Origin of the sequence: Micromonospora sp. SL4-19, assembly GCF_047921475.1 — a bacterium.
Classification (GTDB): Bacteria; Actinomycetota; Actinomycetes; order Mycobacteriales; family Micromonosporaceae; genus Micromonospora.
Genome location: NZ_JBLROB010000054.1, coordinates 1 through 18,583, shown reverse-complemented (window position 1 = coordinate 18,583; position 18,583 = coordinate 1). Strand labels below are relative to the sequence as shown.

The following is an 18,583-nucleotide window of genomic DNA, read 5'->3' as shown; positions in this document are numbered from 1 at the left end:
CCGCGATGAAGAGGTCACTTACGGCTGGCGGGCTGGATTGGCTTTCGCCGAGCCGGCGCGCCATGTCACGAGCGTTCGCTCAGATCGATACTCAGACTTGGGGCGCCCTCGCTGTCAGTGCTCAACTCTTTGAGACTGTCGACGCCGTCGAAATCCTCCAAGGGGAATCTGGCGCTCTTCTGGCAGACCCGGCAACGTGGCTTGACCAGATGGAAGAGGCCTCAGAGGCTGGCGATGAACGGGCGACCTCGTCGCTTCTGCTGGTCAAGTATCTTTTCGGGTGCTGCCTTCTCCTTGTCCGCCGACTCGACCCCACTGCAAGAACCCTTGAGCGTTACGGCTCAGTCCTCGCCGCCATGGTGTTACTGACTGTTGTTTTGGGAACAGTTAACGCCCACGATCCCGAGCGCCTGCGCGGTTGGAAGGAGTATCTCGCCAGCCCGGCAGGAATCGTCACCGTTCTATTTGGCGCGCTAACGGTTGCGGCCGACGGGATGCCCGGCCGCCGGAAGCACAAGCCCAGTATCCACAGGCGAGGAGGGAGCCGGCCTCGGAAGAGGGTTCTAGAGCGCAGGCTTCATCGCTAGAAGGTGGATCTCCTCGTCGGGCAGTTGCCAGACCGTCCGGGGGGTTGGTAGCCCTTGTGTGCCCGGCGAGGTGATCCCTGGCTGATCTGATAACGCGACACCTGCAGGGCCACGACAGTGGCCGCTGACGCGTAGGGTGTCGATCAAAGTCTCCCCGTCTAGCGAGCGGCATGGTGATCAGCAGTGAGCTTTAGTGCCCAGTTCGCGCATTTTTTGGCTCCAACCCGGGCCGACGTGGAAAAAGCACTCAAATCAGGCATGGTGGTGTTCGACGCGAACGTGCTGTTGAACCTCTACCGCTTCGCCCCGGCCGCTCGCACCGAATTGCTGTCCGCATTCGAACGCTTGGGCGACAAGGTTTTCGTGCCCCATCAAGTCGCCTTGGAGTTCCATCGAAACCGATTCGAGGTTATCGCGGATAATCAAGCCGCCTATCAAACGGCCCTTGATGCGATCTCCACTCACGAGGCAAGCGTGATCGAAGAGCTGAGGGACAAGATCCGTCATCTATCAAACCGAGTGGCCCTACCACTACGGGAGCGCGACGAGCTACTTTCGATTGCTTCGAGCATATTCGATCCGATGAGCAAAACCCTTGCCCGGCTGCGTGCCGACCACGGACTCGGTGACCCAATGGCGGAAGATCCGATATTGGAGCGGCTAGAAGCGGTCTTCGGCGATAAGGTAGGCAAACCATTCGATTCGGAGGCAGAGGCCGAAGCGCTGACCGAGGCCGCCCGCCGAAACGCGGAGAAGATTCCTCCTGGGTTCAAGGACTCCCCAAAGCATGGCGACTACTTCGCTTGGAGGCAGACCTTGGAGGAGGCGAGGCGCAGAGGCAGCAAGATGATTGTTTTCGTGACCAGCGACGTGAAGGAAGACTGGTACCTGCGCGTCAAGGGGAAGACGGTGTGTGCCCGTCCCGAGCTGGCGGATGAAGCAATCAGCAAAGCGGACGCTCTGCTGATACTTATGCGGACCGAAACCTTCCTGAGGGATGCAGCAACCTTCCTCGACGCCAACGTAAGTGAAGACACGATCCGCCAAGCTGAGAAGCTCCCTAAAAGGCACCAACGGCGCCTGCCCCAGGGGACAGCCGTTCGCAACGAAGTCATGCAACGTATCACTGAAGTCGATGCGGCGCTCTCCGTGGCGAGAGAGGCGGCCGCCGTCAACCAGACGGAACTTGCTGACGCAGAAGCAGCTCTTGAAGCGGCAGGAGAAAACGACGAGCAGAGCATCAACCTGACGGCAACGATTGAAGTTTTGAAGGACCGGTTACGTCAGTCATTGACGAGATGGCAAGCCCTACAGAACGATAGCGATCGACTGCGACACCACTTGAGCTCGATAGACAGAGCCCTTGGGTTGCGATTCGCAGAACAGCCGGAGGCGGCCTCAACCCAGCAAGAGGACGACCCCTTGGCCTTGTTAACGCAACGGGAACGCGAAGTATTGGCATGCGTAGCAGAGGGCCTAACGAATCAGGAAATTGGGCAACGGCTATTTATTAGCGAACGGACAATCGCCGTTCATGTCGCCCATATCTTCGACAAGCTTGAAGTTAGAACCCGAGTCCAAGCTAGCGCCATTTACTTGCGCAACCGAGGGGAAGGGTCAGCGCCGTAGGGCGGTTGCTCACATCTACCCAATGGCGGCAGGCGTGACTAGCCGCACTCTCCGCCACCTCGCCATCCCGTCTGCCGTCGACCCGCCCTCCGGGGAGCGGGCCGCCGCCCGGCCCGCCACGTCAAGCGGACCTTGACGGCTCGTACGGACGCTGGCGGGTCGGGCGGTGGTCTGCTCGGCTCGTCCCGGGTCGATGGCGGGCGGGATGGCTCCCTTCCGCAACCACCCACGGACCGTGACCCGGCGACGGAGCCCCGGCCATCCTGGAGCCGGAGCGCCCCCGCCGGAGGCGCACTAACCGCAACCCCGCGACCGCCGCCAGCGCGCCGACACGGCCGGCGTCCGCTCCCCTACGCCGCGCGGGCTCGTGGCCGCGCGGCCCGGCCGGCTGCCGGCCCACCACACCCTCGGTCAACGCCCCTGTCGTTCGGCGGCGGCCCACCGGGCTTCCCGCTCTCCGCGCCAGCCGCCGGGCATCAGGCGTGACGGCCGCAGAGCGACAGCGGCAGCGGCCGGCACGCGCCCAGGCGGCGGCGCGTGCGGCCCGTTCAGGGCCGCCTTGAAGACGTACAGAAAGTTCTCACCACCTGGCCGGCAGCCGGCTGTCCTGCGCCGGGTGATGGTTGACACCGTGGCCTCGAATGAGGCTTTACATGATCGCAATGACCGCGCGACTCGCGGCTACCTGTGCGCAGAGGTTCAAGCCAGGGGTTCCGGGACTCGGCGGTCTGGCAGTTGCCGGTCGGTCATACGATCGGGTGCCTGCCGAAGTGAGCCGCGCCGCTCCTGAGCACGAGCCAGGGCTGAGCTCAGTTCACGGGCGGCGCCCAGGTAGGGCGTCTGATCAGGCAGAATGGGTGGCCTGCCGGATCGGCGTATACGTGATCGCCGCGCAACTGCCGCGCGCCCAGCGCGAGCACTGCCTCCCCCGCCGCAGCCTGGTCGTCAACCATCACGTCGAGGTGCATCTGCTGCGGCACTGCCGGCTCCGGCCACGTCGGCGGCGTCAGATCGGCGGCGCGCTGAAACGCCAGCCCGGACGCCGCCGTGCTGGCCGACACGACGACGAAGTCCTCGTCTGCGTAGGTGATCGGATCGCCGAGGACTGCGCTCCAGAACCGCGCCTCGGCCATCGGATCCGGGCAGTCGACGACCAGATGGTGGAGCCGACCGAACGCCAAAGCGAGCACCCCCTCCGTAGTCAGGACCCAGGCCAGCATGGTCAGTATGCCGCTTCCGGAGCAAGGGAAACGTCATGTCTGGACCGTGTTCGTTCGGTCAGCCCCGACGTGATCATGTAGAGCATCAGGCGAGGCGATTCCGTCAACCATCATGCTCGACCAGGCATGGCCGGCAGCCGGCTGTCCGACTCCGGTTGATGGTTGACGCGGCGGCCTCGAATGATGCTTGACGCTGTGGCGATGTATCGCCGGCTCCGCTGTATTGGCCGGGTAATTCCGATGACGGCCTTTGGGCGGGCAGCAAGGATGGGGCGTCGAGGGGGTGCGACCACGGATGGCAATTATGGATGGCACGGATCAACAGCATCGACCCGTCGCCCTGGTGACCGGTGCCGGCCGCAGCGCCGGCATCGCTGCATCAGTGGTGCTGACGCTGGCTCAGACCGGCTGGGATGTCGGCTTCACCTACTGGACCCCGTACGACGAGCGGATGCCCTGGGGAGCCGATCCCGAGGCCGTAACACAGCTCAGCAACCAAGCCGCCAAGCACGGGGCAAGAACTGCCGCAGTCGAGGCGGACCTCAGTGATCCTCACGCCGCAGCTGACATCTTCAAGACCGTAGAGCGAGAGCTGGGCTCGGTCAGCGCGCTCGTCCTCGCTCACTGCGAGAGCGTCAACTCGGGCCTGCTCGACACCAGCATCGAGAGCTTCGACCGTCACTTCGCGGTCAACACCCGGGCGAGCTGGCTCCTGATTCGCGAGTACGCCCAACGGTTCCAAGGGCCACACGGCACGGGACGCATCGTCAGCCTGACCAGTGACGCTACCGTCGGCAACCTTCCCTACGGAGCCAGCAAAGGCGCTCTCGACCGGATCACCCTGGCCGCTGCTCAAGAACTGGCCCACCTCGGCGTAACCGCCAACGCCATCGATCCGGGTCCAACCGACACCGGCTGGATGACCGCAGAGATCAAGGCTGGCGTCCTACGGTCCACGCCGCTCGGTCGCCTCGGGCGCCCACAGGACTGTGCGAACCTCGTCGCGTTCCTATGCTCACCCGACGGGGGCTGGATCAACGGCCAACTCCTATGCAGCGACGGCGGCATCTCGTAACCAAAGATGCACCTCGAAGATGGCAGGGCGTCAAGCCTCCTCCGAGGCCGTTTCGTCAAGCATCATGCGAGACCAGGCATGGCCGGCAGCCGGCTGTGTCGTGTCCCGGCTGATGCTTTACACCTGCGTCCCATCTGATGCTTGACAAGATCCGGAAATTGAGGGGCCGGGGGCGTGGATGAGGCCGACTACTCTCCTGGCATGTTGGCCACGATCTCCGCCGTCACGGTCCGATACCGACGGCCGATCCTCACCGTTGCACTCGTCCTGGCCGTGGGCCTGGCAGCGGTCCGCCAACTGCCACCCCCGCTGGGTCTGATCCTGGCCATCGCGCCCGCCCTCACCGGCCTGCTGCTGATGTTGCTGGCCCCGCTCGCCCTGCGGCGACGGCCGGCAGCCTTTCTGGTCAAGCCCGAGGTTCGGGCTTTCGCCACTGAACCGAGCGCGGTCCAGATCTACATGGCCGTAGGGCTCACGTTCCTGGCCTCCTCGCAGTTGCTGGTGACTGGCAGCCTTGGCGAAGTCTTCGAGGGCCTGTTCATCCTGTTGCCGTTCCTGCTCCTCGTCGCCATTGGTATCCAGCTCGCCGCCGGCTGGCGCGGTTATTCGATCGAGCTACGACCGGACGGTGTCTATCAACGCGACGTTGCCGGCTCCTTGATGGTGCCGTGGGAGGCCCTGGCACCCGGCCGCCCTTCCCAGCCCGCAGTCGGGGCCTCCACCCTGGGCCTGACCTACACGCAACCGGACCTGGTACGCCGCCGCGGCATCCTCCCCCTGGGCCGGCGGCGGCTGCGCATCGACAACGTCCACCCGTGGTTCATCGCCGACACGATCCGGTACTACGTCGACCACCCACAGCACCGGGCCGCGATCGGCGAACCAGCCGAATACCAACGGCTCTGGCATGCGTTGGCGTCTGAGCCCACTGGCCCCGGCCATGGGCACGCTTACTAGGCCCACCGTCAAGCAGGTGCTGGGACGGATTCGTCAAGCATGTGGTGGGACTAGACATGCCGGCAGCCGGCTGTCCGGTCTCGGGACCTGCGTGACAGATCGGTATCAGGACATGCGTTACAGCCTCGCGCCGCACCGCACGTCAGGACTCCGCATGCGGCAGCCGGGTGATCACCTTGTAGGCGAGGGAGCGTCACCCTGCCGAGGGGCCGGTAACGCCATCTTCTGCCAGTTGCGGAACACGAAGCGGTGTACCGACTTCAACCCGACCCATAGCGCCGGATACAGCGCGGCGCGGCCGAACCCGCGGACTGTCACCGTCGTGGTCCGGGTGACCTGCGTGCCACGACCCGCAGGGGCCATCTCGAACAGATCACCGAGATAGTCGACGTAGCGGTGGAAACCAAGATCCGTCGACTCCATGTGGAACGCCAGCCGGGCCGGTGGCTCCCATACGGTGATCCGCTGCCGCACCACCCCCTGCTCTGAGACACACTGCCGGGCCGCGTTCACCTCGCCTGGGCCATCGGGCAGCCGGCACATCGTCGGCCGAGGCGTACCCATGTAGAACACCGGGCAGCGGGGCTGCAGCTCAAGGCGTGAGTCGCAGAGCGCCGGCCACAACACCTCAGGCGAGTGGGGGATCGTCCAGCGCGTACGCACGATCATGCCTCCGACGGTAATCCCACCGTCAACGGTGGGAGATCGTCTAGCCGGACGTGTCACCCACGTCCCGAGACCCATCTGTCATGGAGGTCCCGAGACCGGACACAGCCGGCAGCCGGCCGGAAGGGCGTTGCGTTGAACGTCCCACGCACGGAGACAATGGAGGCGTGACCGATGAGAGAGCGGCTGAGGATGCGGAGTGGTGGACTACGTCGGACGTTGCCGCCTACCTGGGTGTCGGAGTATCGACGGTCACGAACTATCGGAAGCGCCGGCAGATGCCGGAACCTGACCTAACCGTGGGGCGCACTCACATGTGGCGACCAGCGCGGATCAGGTCCTGGCATCAGGGACGTCCTCGCCCTGGCGTTGGTGGCCGCCGAGCAAACCAGCCGGGCGACAGCTGACCCTGCGCCTATGCGGCCAGGCTCCGCACTTCCTCCAGATACGCCGAAACCTCGGGCTGCTTCGCGTAGCGCTTCCCTAGAAGGTTCGTCAGTTCGCGCGAGCACATCAGCAGCGAGGGCAGAGATTTCCGCTCGCCCCGTAGAGCCTGCCGGCCATGCGCGACTGCCGCCTCTACGTCGCCGCTGCGGGCGGCCGTGACTCCCAGGGTGATCCGTGCCTCCGCGACCCGCATCGGCTTGCGCTCGTAGCCGTTCGGAGCGGTTGATGACCTGATTACCTCGTTCGCGTACATCTCGGCAAGCCGGTCCTCTCCGGCGATGCGATAGCAGTCCATCGCGTAGAAGTCGAACTTCGCGGGATCGGCTACAAAGTGGTGATCCGTGTCTTCGGGATAGGGCAGAGACTCCAGTAGTCGGCGGCCACGGTCGAGCGATGCCTCAACCTGGCGACGGTCGCCGAGCCGCGCCCAAGCCTTCGCCTGTTGAGCGACCAGTTGTACAGCCGCTCCGTCGTTAGGTGCTGCTGCCTCTCCAGCCTCGGCGGCTGCTATGACGCTTCGGTAGTCGCCTTGCGTGAGGGCGTACCACGCGCGCATTTCATGTGCCCAAGCCGAGACAGCGGCGTTGCCTGCCTCGTTGCCGAGGGACAGGGCAGCCTTGCGGGTGCCTTCCGCCGCGCGCTTTTGGCCCATGTCGTACTCGACGCAACCAACCAGCAGCGCGACCCAGCCGGCGAGGGTGAGCACCTCTCGATGCTGCGCCAGCGTGAGCCGGCGATCCATCAGGGAAGTGATCCGCCGCAGCCAGGCGTGGCCCTCCGCGTAGAGCTGGTCTGACGGGAGGTAGGGATATTCACAGCACAGGCGATCGGCGGTAATCCGCAGGGCGTCAAGAGTCGCCGGAGATACGTCGGACGCCCGCACCCGGGCAAGGATCTCCAAGGTCTCCATGCCGGAACCGGCGAGCAGAGCGCTGTCAGCGTCTCGGCTGGCTTGGGGCGGAAAGAAAGCTGCGGTGACGGTTCCGAACGTTTCCGCAATGAGCGTCTTGTAGAAGGCGTCCGGCTCCGATCCGCCGGCCTCCCAGCGCTTCCAGTTACGAAGCAGCGTGCTATCTGCCGGCAACGCCTCGCGAGAGTGCGCCCGCAGCGCCCGCACTGCGTCACCCTGTGACCAGCCCCGCGCCGCCCGCTCGGAGCGCATTCTCGCTGCCCAGGCGGGCCGATCGCTGCTCTGCATCGTGCCGTCTCCCATGGGGCCAGTATTCCCCCCGATCGCGGGGACATGGGAGGGGACAAGTGCCTGTCACTGCGAAGACACCTGTCGTTGTTAGCGAATCAAGAACATCGTTGAGCTTGATCCGCTGACACGCAAAGGAGGTCTAGGCAAGTACCAACTGAGTTGGTACTCTCCGGTCAAGAGATGGCCCCAGCGAGCTGCAACTCGCTGAGGCCGGTGCATCGGTTCCCTCTGCGAAAGGACCAACACGATGCCTGTCCAGCGTACCGTTCACCCTGCTCACTGCGCCTCGGGCAACTTCTCGGCGCTGTCTGATGCTCGCCTGCTTTCTGCTCTGGCGACGCTTCGGGACGCGTTGGCCCCTGGGAAGGCGCTGAACCTGCCCGCAGTCCTCGATCGGACTGCTCTGCTGGCCTGCCTGTCCGTGCTCACCACGGACCCCACCACCGTCCCCGCACCGGACAACTCTGTTCGACCGCCGCGTTGCAACTTCGCCGGCTACTGCATCATGTGCGGCAACCAGGGCTGCCAGTCCTCGGAGTGCATCTCCGACTACACCCAGACCGCCTGGGCGGTCTGCAACCAGTGCCACGGCTACGGGGCGGACCCCGTGTCCTCGATCCCCTGCTCCTGCTGGGGCGGCCTCACCCAGATCGACACTGAGGCACTGGTGGTGGCCTGATGATCGCCACCGTCATGCGGCCCGTGGCCGCGAACCGTCCCGCAACCTTCGGGGCGACTGTGGCGCGGCTGCGCCGCCGTCGCGGCATGTCGCAGGTTGTCTGCGCACAACTGGTGGGCCGGTCGGAGACCTGGCTGGCCAAGGTCGAACACGACCGCATCCCCGTGGATCGGCTGTCGGTCCTGCGGGAACTCGCCCTCGTCCTGGGCGTCGACCTGGCGGCGCTGATCGAGGTGGCCCCATGACCACCACCACCGCAGCCCCCGCGTACCGCTGGCGTCAACCCCGGCTTACCCGGGGCTGGGAACCCGTCCAGCTCATCGGCCGCATGAAGATCCTCGCCGCACGCGACGGGATCGAGCTGCCGAAGACCTACCAACTCCTCCGCGACATCTACCTGTGGGAGCACCACCGGGCCGACCTGCCCGCCTACGTGGCCTCCCTGCTCGGCCGGATCTTCGACACGCCGAATCCGTTCGGCACCCGGCCCGTCCAGCACCTTCCGTCCAAGGCGGTCCGCATCCGTGGCCGCTGACCTCACGACCGTTGTCCCGGGCCAGGCTCACTCGTCTGGTCCGGGGCACCGGCCCACCCCTGCCACCTCCGCCGGCTCGCCGGGCTCGTTCGTCGGCCGTGACGAGTCCGCCTTCGCCCGGGCCTGCGATCCGCAGGTGTTCGACTGGCTCGACCATGTGAAGGCAGCCGCGGGCTGCTCCCATCCGGTCCGCCTCTCGGGTGAGGTCGCCACGATCGACCGGGCCACTGGCCGGCTCCTCGCGTCGGTGTCGACTGCTGATCTGCCGGACGGGGAGATCTACAAGCCGTGCGGCAACCGCCGCCACGCCGTCTGCCCGTCCTGCGCCCGCACCTACCAACGCGACGCCTACCAACTGCTGCGCGCGGGCCTCGCCGGCGGCAAGGGCATCCCCACCACCGTCGCGCAGCATCCGGCCGTGTTCGTCACCTTCACCGCCCCGTCGTTCGGCACGGTGCACACCCGGATCGTGAAGCGCCACACCTGCGGCAACCGCCGCCGCTGTGACTGCCGGGCCGAACCGTGCCACCCGCGCCGCGCGTCCGACCCCACCGTCCGGCCCTGCGAGCACGGCCAGCCCACGGTCTGTTGGGCGCGGCACGAGGAAGGTGATCCTCGGCTGGGTCAGCCGTTGTGCCTGGACTGCTACGACTACGACGCCCAGATCGTGTGGAACCACTCCGCCCCGGAGTTGTGGCGCCGCACCACCATCGCCACCACCCGCCACCTCCGTTCACGCGCCCGTCAGCTCGGCCTGCCCCCGGTGGAACAGGTCACCGCCTCCGGCCGGCTGCGCCGGGTGCCGCCGGTCAAACCGTCGTTCGGGAAGGTCGCGGAGATGCAGCGCCGCGCCGTCGTGCACTACCACGCCGTCATCCGCCTCGATGGCATCGACCACGACCCGGACGCCATCGTGCCGCCGCCGGCTGGGCTCGGTGTTGACGACCTGGTCGCCGCCGTCGAACACGCCGCCGCCACGGTCGCCTTCACCACCCGCCCCCACCCCGCCCAGCCCGCCGGCTGGCGCATCACCTGGGGCGAGCAGGTCGACGTGCGGCCGATCACCGTCGACGGGGACATCACCGACGGGAAAGTCGCCGGGTACCTGGCCAAGTACGCCACCAAGTCCACCGAGGCCACCGGGCACGTGTCCCGCCGCCTCGACGGCGAGGTCATCGACCTCTACGCCAACCACCAGGGCACCCCCCCCGAGAGGCTTGTCGACGCCTGCTGGACCCTCGGTGGGCACCGCGACTGGCAGATGCTTCGCCGGTGGGCGCACATGCTCGGCTTCGGCGGCCACTTCCTCACCAAGAGCCGCCGCTACTCGGTGACCTTCCGCATCCTGCGTGATGCCCGGGTCATCTGGCGACGCACCGAGACCGGCCACGAATGGGCCGACCAACCCGAGGACGACGACACCACGCTGATCGTCGGCCTGCTGTCCTACGCAGGCTCGGGCTGGCGCACCACCGGAGACGCCCTCCTGGCCAACACCGCCGCCGCGATGGCCCGCGAGAGGCACGAGATCGCACGAGAGGAGATGACCGCTGCTGCCTGAACCCGCACGACCTGTCCGTCATCACGAGAGGAGTACCGCTCTGAACGAACCCCGCACCGTCGACATGCTCACCGTCGAGCAGGCCGCCCAGCGCCTCGGCACCGGAGTCCGCTTCGTGCGCCGCATCGTCGCTGAGCGCCGCATCCGCTTCTACAAGGTCGGCAAGTACGTCCGGTTCCACCCCGACGACCTCACCGACTACATCCGTCAAGGCCGCATTGACGCCATCCGGCCTGTTCTGCGCTACCGGAAGGGAGAACACGTCTATGGCTGACAAGCGCCGCTTCGGCCGCATCCGCAAGCTGCCCTCGGGCCGCTTCCAAGCCCGCTACCTCGGCCCGGACGGCATCGACCGACCGGCACCGCACACCTTCGCCCGGAAGGCTGACGCGGACCGGTGGCTTGCCGCCGTTGAGGCGGACATCATCAAGGGCACCTGGCACGACCCGAACCGGGGCCGGATCGCGCTGGGGGAGTACGCGACTACATGGATTGACCATCGGCCGAACCTGCGGCCCCGGACGGTCGCCCTCTACCGGTGGCTGTACCGCAAGTACATCGAGCCCACCCTGAGCGCGGTGCTGCTCAGCGACCTCACGCCCGGCCGGGTCCGGGCCTGGTACGCCGAACTCGTCGCGGCCGGTGTCACGGACACCATGCGGGCCAAGGCGTACCGGCTGCTGCACGCGGTGCTTGTCACCGCTGTCGATGACGAACTCATCCGCCGCAACCCGTGCCGGATCAAGAGCGCGGGAGAGCACCACACCCCCGAGCGGCCAGTGGCGACCATCGCCCAGGTCCTCGACATCGCCGGCCGAGTACCCGCACGCTTCCGTGCCCTGGTGCTGCTGGCTGCCTTCACGAGCCTCCGCTACGGCGAACTCGCTGCCCTGCACCGCAGCGACATCGACCCGCGCTGCACGACCGTCACGGTCCGCGCGACCCTGGTCGAGATGTCCGACGGACGCATGATTTTCGGCCCGCCCAAGTCGGCTGCCGGCCGTCGCTCCGTCACCATCCCGGCGGCAATCCGCCCGGATCTGCGGCGTCATCTGCGCGACTTCGTCGCCGACGACCCTGACGCCCTGGTCTTCACCGGCGCGAAGGGCGCTGCGCTGCGCCGCTCCAACTTCCAGAAGGCGGCCGGCTGGTCCGCCTCGGTCACCGCCGCCGGCCTGCCTGGCTTCCACTTCCACGACCTGCGGCACACGGGGAACACCCTCGCCGCCGGGACCGGTGCCAGCCTCGCCGACCTCATGGCCCGCATGGGACACGGCTCGACCCGCGCCGCAATGATCTACCAGCACGCGACAGCCGAGCGCGACAAGTCCATCGCCGGAGCGCTCAGCGCCAGCATCGCCAAGGAACGCGATCGGGCACGCAACGGGCACGGCCGCAAGAACAAGCGATAGATATGGATGTGGCCCAGGTCGGGAACTGCCTCTGACCTGGGCCACCATTGCTGAGCGGGCGACGGGAATCGAACCCGCACCGTCAGTTTGGAAGACTGAAGCTCTGCCATTGAGCTACGCCCGCGTGCACCCCGCTGTCGCGGGGCGCGCCCGACAGCCTACCGAATCCCCGAACAGGACGCGCAGCCCCGTACCGCGCGCCGCCGTCACGGGCCTCAAGATCCGCACCTTTTTCCGGAAGAGTGCCCTTCAAGCGTAGGGAGGCCACTCTTTCTCTGAAGATGTTGCCTCGTGTCCGCCCCGCCTGTGGCCTCGTGCGGCCCCGGTGTGTGGCCTGGTGTCGGTCCGGTAAGGGCGCCCGGAGTGGGGCTGGCACGCCCCGGTGACCGTCCGGCAGGCGCGGACGGCATACACTTCTCGTCGCCACGGGGTGTGGCGCAGCTTGGTAGCGCACTCGCTTTGGGAGCGAGGGGCCGTGGGTTCAAATCCCGCCACCCCGACTGTCGTTCGCGGCCGGGTCGTTCCGGGGACCGCCGATTTTCCGCGCGGTACCCGGGCGCTGCCGATGCAGCAGGCCGGCTCGCCTACACTCGATGGGCGAAATCACGCCCAGACTCAACCGAGATCCGTCAAGGAGTACGCCTGTGAAGAGCACCGTCGAGACTCTGAGCCCGACGCGCGTGCGGCTCGCCATCGAGGTGCCGTTCGTCGAGCTCGAGCCGAGCCTCAAGAAGGCGTACCGGGAGATCGGCCAGCAGGTCCAGGTTCCCGGCTTCCGCCGGGGCAAGGTTCCCGCCGCGGTGATCGACCAGCGGGTGGGCCGGGGCACCGTCCTCAACGAGGCGGTGCAGGAGGCGATCCCGCAGAACATCCTCGCCGCCGTCCGCGAGCACGACCTGAAGACCCTCGGTCGCCCGGAGGTCGAGATCACCGAGTTCGCCGACGGCGACTCGCTCAACTTCACCGCCGAGGTCGACGTCCGCCCGGAGATCACCCTGCCGGACCCGGCCTCGATCGAGGTGACGGTGGACGAGGTCCAGGTCGCCGACAGCGAGATCGACGAGCAGGTCGACAGCCTGCGCGAGCGGTTCGCCACGCTGAAGACGGTCGAGCGGGCCGCCCAGGACGGCGACTACGTCCAGATCGACCTGAACGCCACCGTCGACGGCGAGGAGGTGCCGGGCGGGCAGGCGAGCAACATCTCGCACGAGGTCGGCAGCAAGCAGCTCCTGCCGGGCCTGGACGAGGCGCTGGTCGGCCTGGCCGCCGGCGACAGCACGACCTTCTCCACCCAGCTCGTCGGTGGCGACTACGCCGGCCGTGACGCCGACGTGGCGGTGACCGTCCGCACGGTCAAGGAGAAGGAGCTGCCCGAGCTCAACGACGACTTCGCCCAGATGGCGAGCGAGTTCGACACCATCGAGGAGCTGCGCGGCGACCTGCGCGAGCGGGTTACCCGGGGCAAGAACGTCGAGCAGATCTACGCCGCCCGGGACAAGGCCCTCGAGCAGATGGTCGCGACCGCCGAGGTCCCGGCGCCGGAGGGCGTCGTCCGCGAGGAGGTCGAGAGCCGCAAGGCCGCGATGGTCGACCAGCTCGAGCGCATCGGCGCCTCCCTGGAGGAGTACCTCGCCGCCGAGGAGAAGACCGAGGAGCAGATCGACACCGAGCTCACGGAGGCGGCGACCGAGGGCGTCAAGATCCAGCTGCTGCTGGACACCCTCGCCGACGCCGAGGACGTCCAGGTCTCCGACGACGAGTTCGGTCACGAGATCGTCCACCGCGCGCAGCGCGCCGGCATGGCCCCGCAGCAGTACTACGACCAGCTGGTCCGCTCCGGTGCCGCCGCCGCCGTCTTCGGTGACGTCCGTCGCGGCAAGGCGCTCGCCTCGGTGATGGAGAAGATCAAGATCAAGGACTCGGCCGGCAACGAGGTCACCCTCGACGCGCTGCGCGCCCAGAACGAGGCCGAGCACAACCACGAGCACTGATCGCCGGGTGTCGGCCGCCGTCCCTCGCTGCGCGCTGGGCGGCGGCCGAAACCCTTTTCCGGGTACGCCTTGGGGCAGCTGCGCTGAGAGCGAACAGTGTCCCGACCGGGAGTACGCCCCCCGGCTGAGCGGTTAGTGTCGGGTAGGACGGTACGGAGAGCGAAGGGCTGCCATGACCGACATGCACATCCCAGCGAAGCCGCTCCGGGCGATCGAGGCCCGCGGTGGCGACAACATTGGCAACCTCGACGACTCGGTCTACAACCGGTTGCTCAAGGAGCGCATCATCTTCCTGGGCAGTGAGGTGACCGACCAGGTCGCCAACCGCATCTGCGCGCAGCTTCTGCTGCTCGCGGCGGAGGACCCGGACCGCGACATCAACCTCTGGATCAACTCGCCGGGTGGCTCGGTCTACTCCGGCATGGCGATCTACGACACCATGCAGTTCATCGACAACGACGTGTCGACGGTGGCGATGGGCATGGCGGCCTCGATGGGCCAGCTGCTGCTCTGCGCGGGCACCAAGGGCAAGCGCTACGCCCTGCCGCACGCGCGGATCATGATGCACCAGCCGTCCGGTGGCATGGGCGGTACTGCCGCCGACATCGCGATCCAGGCCGAGCAGATGCTCTACACCAAGCGGATGTTCCAGGAGCGGGTCGCGTACCACACCGGCCGGAGCGCGGCGGAGATCGAGGCGGACTCGGACCGAGACCGCTGGTTCACCGCCCAGGAGGCCATGGACTACGGCTTCATCGACAAGGTGATCACCGGAGCCGCCCAGGTTCCGGAAGGCGCCGGGACCCTGAGCTGATCGAGGAGCTGACGATGACCGACCTGAGCCTGCCGCCCCAGTTCGCGGCCGTGCACAACCGCTACGTTCTGCCGTCGTTCGTCGAGCGCACGTCGTACGGGATGAAGGAGTCCAACCCGTACAACAAGCTCTTCGAGGACCGGATCATCTTCCTCGGCGTGCAGGTGGACGACGCCTCGGCCAACGACGTGATGGCCCAGCTGCTGACGCTCGAGGGCACCGACCCGGACCGCGACATCATCATGTACATCAACTCGCCCGGCGGCTCCTTCACCGCCATGACGGCGATCTACGACACCATGCAGTACGTCCGCCCGGACATCCAGACCGTCTGCCTGGGCCAGGCGGCCAGCGCGGCGGCCGTGCTGCTCTCCGCGGGCACCCCGGGCAAGCGGATGGCGCTGCCCAACTCCCGGATCATCATCCACCAGCCGGCCACCGAAGGCGGCTACGGTCAGGGTTCGGACATCGAGATCCAGGCCCGGGAGATCCTGCGGATGCGGACGCAGCTGGAGACGATGCTGTCCCAGCACTGCAACCGCCCGGTCGATCAGGTCCGCAAGGACATCGACCGTGACAAGATCATGACGGCCGAGGAGGCCAAGGATTACGGGCTGGTCGACACCATCCTGACCAGCCGCAAGAAGGGTCTGCTGGCGGCGCACGCCGCGAGCTGAGCCGTGCCGGGTCGGAGGTCGGCCGGGGCTTCGTCCCTGGCCGACCTCTGACACACCGGTTTTGGGGGTCGGAGAAACCTCCGGCAACGGGTAACGTCGGGTCTGTACCGCTTCGCTGGTCGGACCGGCGGGTGGGACGACAGACGGACGGGCGCCCGGCGCCCGCAGGTCAGGGCCGGCGCTCCGGCCGACGAGTGCAGGGAGAACGTAGGTGGCACGGATCGGTGACGGCGGCGACCTACTCAAGTGCTCCTTCTGTGGCAAGTCGCAGAAGCAGGTCAAGAAGCTCATCGCCGGCCCCGGCGTCTACATCTGCGACGAGTGCATCGATCTCTGCAACGAGATCATCGAGGAGGAGCTGGCCGAGTCCGGCGAGGTGAAGTGGGAAGAGCTTCCCAAGCCGATGGAGATCTGCCAGTTCCTCGACAACTACGTCGTCGGCCAGGAGCAGGCCAAGAAGGCGCTCGCCGTCGCGGTCTACAACCACTACAAGCGGATCCAGGCCGAGGCGGCCGGCGCGCCGGGCTCCGGCAACGACGGCGTCGAACTGGCCAAATCCAACATCATGCTGCTCGGCCCCACCGGGTGCGGCAAGACCCACCTGGCGCAGACCCTGGCCCGGATGCTCAACGTCCCGTTCGCGATTGCCGACGCGACCGCCCTCACCGAGGCGGGGTACGTCGGCGAGGACGTGGAGAACATCCTCCTCAAGCTGATCCAGGCCGCGGACTACGACATCAAGCGCGCCGAGACCGGGATCATCTACATCGACGAGGTCGACAAGATCGCCCGTAAGTCGGAGAACCCGTCGATCACCCGGGACGTCTCCGGCGAGGGCGTGCAGCAGGCGCTGCTGAAGATGCTCGAAGGCACGGTGGCCAACGTGCCGCCGCAGGGCGGGCGCAAGCACCCGCACCAGGAGTTCATCCAGATCGACACCACCAACGTGCTCTTCATCTGCGGTGGTGCCTTCGCCGGCCTCGACCAGATCATCGAGTCGCGCACCGGTTCCGGCGGCACCGGGTTCGGTGCCCGACTCCGGTCGGTCTCCGAGCGGTCGACCGACGACATCTTCAGCCAGGTCATGCCGGAGGACATGCTCAAGTTCGGCCTGATCCCCGAGTTCATCGGCCGGCTCCCGGTGATCACCAGTGTGCGCAGCCTCGACCGGGCGGCGCTCGTGCGGATCCTCACCGAGCCGCGCAACGCCCTGGTCCGGCAATACCAGCGCCTTTTCGAACTGGACGGCGTCGAGCTGGAGTTCGAACAGCCCGCGCTGGAGGCCATCGCCGACCAGGCGATGCTCCGGGGCACCGGTGCCCGCGGCCTGCGGGCGATCATGGAAGAGGTCCTGCTCTCCGTGATGTACGAGGTGCCCAGTAACCCCGACGCCGCCCGGGTGCTGATCACTCGCGAGGTGGTCCTCGAGAATGTCAACCCGACCATCGTGCCCCGGGAGTTCACCGGTCGGCGGGCGCGTCGGGACCGCGAGGAGAAGTCCGCCTGAGCCGCCAGCTCTCCCGGCTCGGGTTCGCCGCCGGCGCACTGGTGCCGGCGGGCAGCTGAACCCTGTCGTCGCGCGGCGTCCGCCCGTACGCTGAGGCCCATGCGCGTCGCCGTCTGCCAGCTCAACGCCCGCGACGACCGGTCGGCGAACCTCGCCGCCGCGGAGGCCCTGCTGGTCAGGGCCGCAGCGGCCGGTGCCGACCTCGCCGTCCTCCCGGAGTACGTCGACTACCTCGGCGTCGCAGACGGGATGCCTCCGGCCGAGCCGGTGGACGGCGTGGTGGGGGAGTTCTTCGCCGGCGTCGCCCGGCGGCTCGGCATGTGGGTGATCGCCGGCTCGTTCCACGAGGCCGGCCCGGACCCGGACCACACCTGGAACACCTCGCTGGTCTTCGACCGCGCCGGCGCCCTCGCCGCCAGCTACCGCAAGATCCATCTGTACGACGTGGAGATCCCTGGCCGCGTGTCGTACCGGGAGTCGGCGACGGTCTCCCCGGGCGACCAGCCGGTGGTGGTCGACGTCGAGGGCCTGCGGGTCGGCCTTTCGATCTGCTACGACCTGCGTTTCCCCGAGCTCTACCGGCAGTTGGTCACGCAGGCGGGCGCCGAACTCCTGGTGGTACCCGCCGCGTTCATGATGCACACGGGCCGGGATCACTGGGAGGTCCTGCTCCGGGCGCGGGCGATCGAGAACCAGTGCTTCGTCGCGGCCGCCGGTCAGACCGGCGACCACGAGCCGGGGCGGACCTGTTTCGGGCGCAGCATGGTGGTGGACCCGTGGGGGACGGTGCTCAGCCAGGTCCCCGACGGGCCGGGCCTCGCGGTGATCGAGCTCGACCTCGAGCGGCTGCGGACGATCCGCGCCGAGTTGCCCAGCCTCGCCAACCGTCGGCTGTGAGCCGGATCAGCTCTCCAGCAGTACGCCGACCACGGTGAAGCCGGCAATCGCTACAGCGGTGATCACCAGCGCCGTCGTCATCCGGGAGGGGCCGCGTCGGACCAGGCGTCGCACCGACACCAGGACGACGAAGACCACGAAGGCTCCGATGACCAGCTGCCAGAACGGCATGAGCAGGCCGAGCAGGGTCTCCTCAGCGAGAGTTGCCGCCGGGAACCGCGACACGTCATCCATGTCAGACACTCTGGCACGGTTGGCCCGCTCGTGGTCCCTCTCAATTGCTGTCTTCCGCCGTCGGGTGCCCCCGCGGCCGCAGGGAGAGCAGTGACAGACGCTGATTTGCCTTCTCGGGCCCGTCCGCGTAACTTTCTCTCTGCACGAGGGAGGCCGGACAAACTGGCCGAGAACGGGCGCCAGGCTGGTGGCGGCAACGCCAAACCAGACTGAGGATCCGGGTGGTGCGAGAGGCTCCGAGAAACACGGAGTTGCGATCGCGAAGCCGACCGGGTAGAGTTCGAAGGCCGGCAGGGAGCCGGGCGGGTGGCCGCGAGAGCGGCGCCGGCCGGTCCGCCGGAACCCACGACAGTAACGACCGCCGAATACGGCGTGCGTCAGCGTGGATCGGCTCGAGCCAAGTTGATCACCTCGATTGCGAGGTTGACAGCAAGGGTCGGACCGGGTAACTTAGAGAGGTTGCCCCGGACGGGGGTCCTACGGTGTAGGGCTTT

General features: G+C 67.3%; 18 protein-coding genes, 2 tRNA genes and 2 pseudogenes. 17 read left to right on the top strand and 5 right to left on the bottom strand.

Going from position 1 to position 18,583, the window contains the following annotated elements:
• From ACNAVT_RS31215 to ACNAVT_RS31205, 3 genes and pseudogenes are all read left to right on the top strand, one after another.
• A partial coding sequence (locus ACNAVT_RS31215; protein ID WP_416301538.1) for a hypothetical protein occupies nucleotides 1-587 on the top strand: 587 nt, incomplete at its 5' end.
• A 258-nt stretch (nucleotides 588-845) separates the two neighbouring features.
• Nucleotides 846-1,505: pseudogene (locus tag ACNAVT_RS31210) on the top strand (PIN domain-containing protein); the annotation flags it as partial.
• 498 nt (nucleotides 1,506-2,003) lie between these two features.
• Nucleotides 2,004-2,216: pseudogene (locus tag ACNAVT_RS31205) on the top strand (response regulator transcription factor); the annotation flags it as partial.
• Nucleotides 2,217-3,025: 809 nt separating this feature from the next.
• Here ACNAVT_RS31205 and ACNAVT_RS31200 read toward each other — a convergent pair.
• A complete protein-coding gene (locus ACNAVT_RS31200; protein WP_416301537.1) occupies nucleotides 3,026-3,436 on the bottom strand; it encodes a VOC family protein in 411 nt (136 codons plus the stop codon).
• A 295-nt stretch (nucleotides 3,437-3,731) separates the two neighbouring features.
• Between ACNAVT_RS31200 and ACNAVT_RS31195 the strand changes: the two genes are divergently transcribed.
• The gene (locus tag ACNAVT_RS31195; protein ID WP_416301536.1) at nucleotides 3,732-4,511 is read left to right on the top strand and encodes an SDR family oxidoreductase; all 780 of its coding nucleotides are present in this window, start codon (nucleotides 3,732-3,734) and stop codon (nucleotides 4,509-4,511) included.
• Between the two features lie 201 nt (nucleotides 4,512-4,712).
• Complete coding sequence (locus ACNAVT_RS31190; protein ID WP_416301534.1) at nucleotides 4,713-5,468, top strand: hypothetical protein; 756 nt, start codon at nucleotides 4,713-4,715, stop codon at nucleotides 5,466-5,468.
• Nucleotides 5,469-5,639: 171 nt separating this feature from the next.
• Here ACNAVT_RS31190 and ACNAVT_RS31185 read toward each other — a convergent pair whose 3' ends face one another.
• Together ACNAVT_RS31185 and ACNAVT_RS31180 are read right to left on the bottom strand one after the other, a co-directional pair.
• Nucleotides 5,640-6,137, bottom strand: a complete 498-nt coding sequence (locus ACNAVT_RS31185; RefSeq protein WP_416301531.1) for an SRPBCC family protein — start codon at nucleotides 6,135-6,137, stop codon at nucleotides 5,640-5,642.
• Between the two features lie 412 nt (nucleotides 6,138-6,549).
• The gene (locus ACNAVT_RS31180) at nucleotides 6,550-7,794 is read right to left on the bottom strand and encodes an XRE family transcriptional regulator (RefSeq protein WP_416301529.1); all 1,245 of its coding nucleotides are present in this window, start codon (nucleotides 7,792-7,794) and stop codon (nucleotides 6,550-6,552) included.
• A gap of 235 nt (nucleotides 7,795-8,029) precedes the next feature.
• Between ACNAVT_RS31180 and ACNAVT_RS31175 the strand changes: the two genes are divergently transcribed.
• From ACNAVT_RS31175 to ACNAVT_RS31150, 6 genes are all read left to right on the top strand, one after another.
• A complete protein-coding gene (locus tag ACNAVT_RS31175) occupies nucleotides 8,030-8,461 on the top strand; it encodes a hypothetical protein (RefSeq protein WP_416301527.1) in 432 nt (143 codons plus the stop codon).
• Nucleotides 8,461-8,706: a helix-turn-helix domain-containing protein gene (locus tag ACNAVT_RS31170; protein WP_416301525.1), complete on the top strand. Its 246-nt coding sequence runs from the start codon at nucleotides 8,461-8,463 to the stop codon at nucleotides 8,704-8,706. The genes ACNAVT_RS31175 and ACNAVT_RS31170 overlap by 1 nt, the downstream gene beginning before the upstream one ends.
• Nucleotides 8,703-8,996 (top strand): hypothetical protein, encoded by a 294-nt coding sequence (locus ACNAVT_RS31165; RefSeq protein WP_416301523.1) that lies wholly within the window; start codon nucleotides 8,703-8,705, stop codon nucleotides 8,994-8,996. Before ACNAVT_RS31170 ends, ACNAVT_RS31165 begins: the two co-directional genes overlap by 4 nt.
• Nucleotides 8,986-10,557, top strand: a complete 1,572-nt coding sequence (locus ACNAVT_RS31160; RefSeq protein ID WP_416301521.1) for a replication initiator — start codon at nucleotides 8,986-8,988, stop codon at nucleotides 10,555-10,557. The genes ACNAVT_RS31165 and ACNAVT_RS31160 overlap by 11 nt, the downstream gene beginning before the upstream one ends.
• A gap of 64 nt (nucleotides 10,558-10,621) precedes the next feature.
• The gene (locus ACNAVT_RS31155; protein WP_130330370.1) at nucleotides 10,622-10,831 is read left to right on the top strand and encodes an excisionase family DNA-binding protein; all 210 of its coding nucleotides are present in this window, start codon (nucleotides 10,622-10,624) and stop codon (nucleotides 10,829-10,831) included.
• On the top strand, nucleotides 10,824-11,969 hold the full coding sequence (locus tag ACNAVT_RS31150) for a tyrosine-type recombinase/integrase (RefSeq protein ID WP_416301519.1): 1,146 nt from the start codon (nucleotides 10,824-10,826) through the stop codon (nucleotides 11,967-11,969). The genes ACNAVT_RS31155 and ACNAVT_RS31150 overlap by 8 nt, the downstream gene beginning before the upstream one ends.
• Before the next feature lie 53 nt (nucleotides 11,970-12,022).
• On the opposite strand, the gene ACNAVT_RS31145 is transcribed toward ACNAVT_RS31150, so the two are convergent.
• Nucleotides 12,023-12,093 (bottom strand) — tRNA-Gly (locus tag ACNAVT_RS31145).
• Between the two features lie 302 nt (nucleotides 12,094-12,395).
• On the opposite strand from ACNAVT_RS31145, the gene ACNAVT_RS31140 reads away from it, so the two are divergent.
• The 6 genes from ACNAVT_RS31140 to ACNAVT_RS31115 all read left to right on the top strand — a co-directional run bounded on the left by ACNAVT_RS31140 (nucleotide 12,396) and on the right by ACNAVT_RS31115 (nucleotide 17,855).
• Nucleotides 12,396-12,469, top strand: a tRNA-Pro gene (locus ACNAVT_RS31140).
• 144 nt (nucleotides 12,470-12,613) lie between these two features.
• Complete coding sequence (tig, locus tag ACNAVT_RS31135) at nucleotides 12,614-13,960, top strand: trigger factor (RefSeq protein WP_416301516.1); 1,347 nt, start codon at nucleotides 12,614-12,616, stop codon at nucleotides 13,958-13,960.
• A gap of 172 nt (nucleotides 13,961-14,132) precedes the next feature.
• On the top strand, nucleotides 14,133-14,774 hold the full coding sequence (locus tag ACNAVT_RS31130; RefSeq protein WP_416301514.1) for an ATP-dependent Clp protease proteolytic subunit: 642 nt from the start codon (nucleotides 14,133-14,135) through the stop codon (nucleotides 14,772-14,774).
• Between the two features lie 14 nt (nucleotides 14,775-14,788).
• Nucleotides 14,789-15,451, top strand: a complete 663-nt coding sequence (locus ACNAVT_RS31125) for an ATP-dependent Clp protease proteolytic subunit (RefSeq protein ID WP_302762397.1) — start codon at nucleotides 14,789-14,791, stop codon at nucleotides 15,449-15,451.
• Nucleotides 15,452-15,662: 211 nt separating this feature from the next.
• The gene (gene clpX / locus ACNAVT_RS31120) at nucleotides 15,663-16,958 is read left to right on the top strand and encodes an ATP-dependent Clp protease ATP-binding subunit ClpX (RefSeq protein ID WP_416301512.1); all 1,296 of its coding nucleotides are present in this window, start codon (nucleotides 15,663-15,665) and stop codon (nucleotides 16,956-16,958) included.
• Nucleotides 16,959-17,057: 99 nt separating this feature from the next.
• A complete protein-coding gene (locus ACNAVT_RS31115; protein ID WP_416301511.1) occupies nucleotides 17,058-17,855 on the top strand; it encodes a carbon-nitrogen hydrolase family protein in 798 nt (265 codons plus the stop codon).
• Between the two features lie 6 nt (nucleotides 17,856-17,861).
• Here the strand turns inward: ACNAVT_RS31115 and ACNAVT_RS31110 are convergent, their stop codons facing one another.
• Nucleotides 17,862-18,089 (bottom strand): hypothetical protein, encoded by a 228-nt coding sequence (locus tag ACNAVT_RS31110; RefSeq protein WP_416301509.1) that lies wholly within the window; start codon nucleotides 18,087-18,089, stop codon nucleotides 17,862-17,864.
• Between the last annotated feature and the right edge of the window lie 494 nt (nucleotides 18,090-18,583).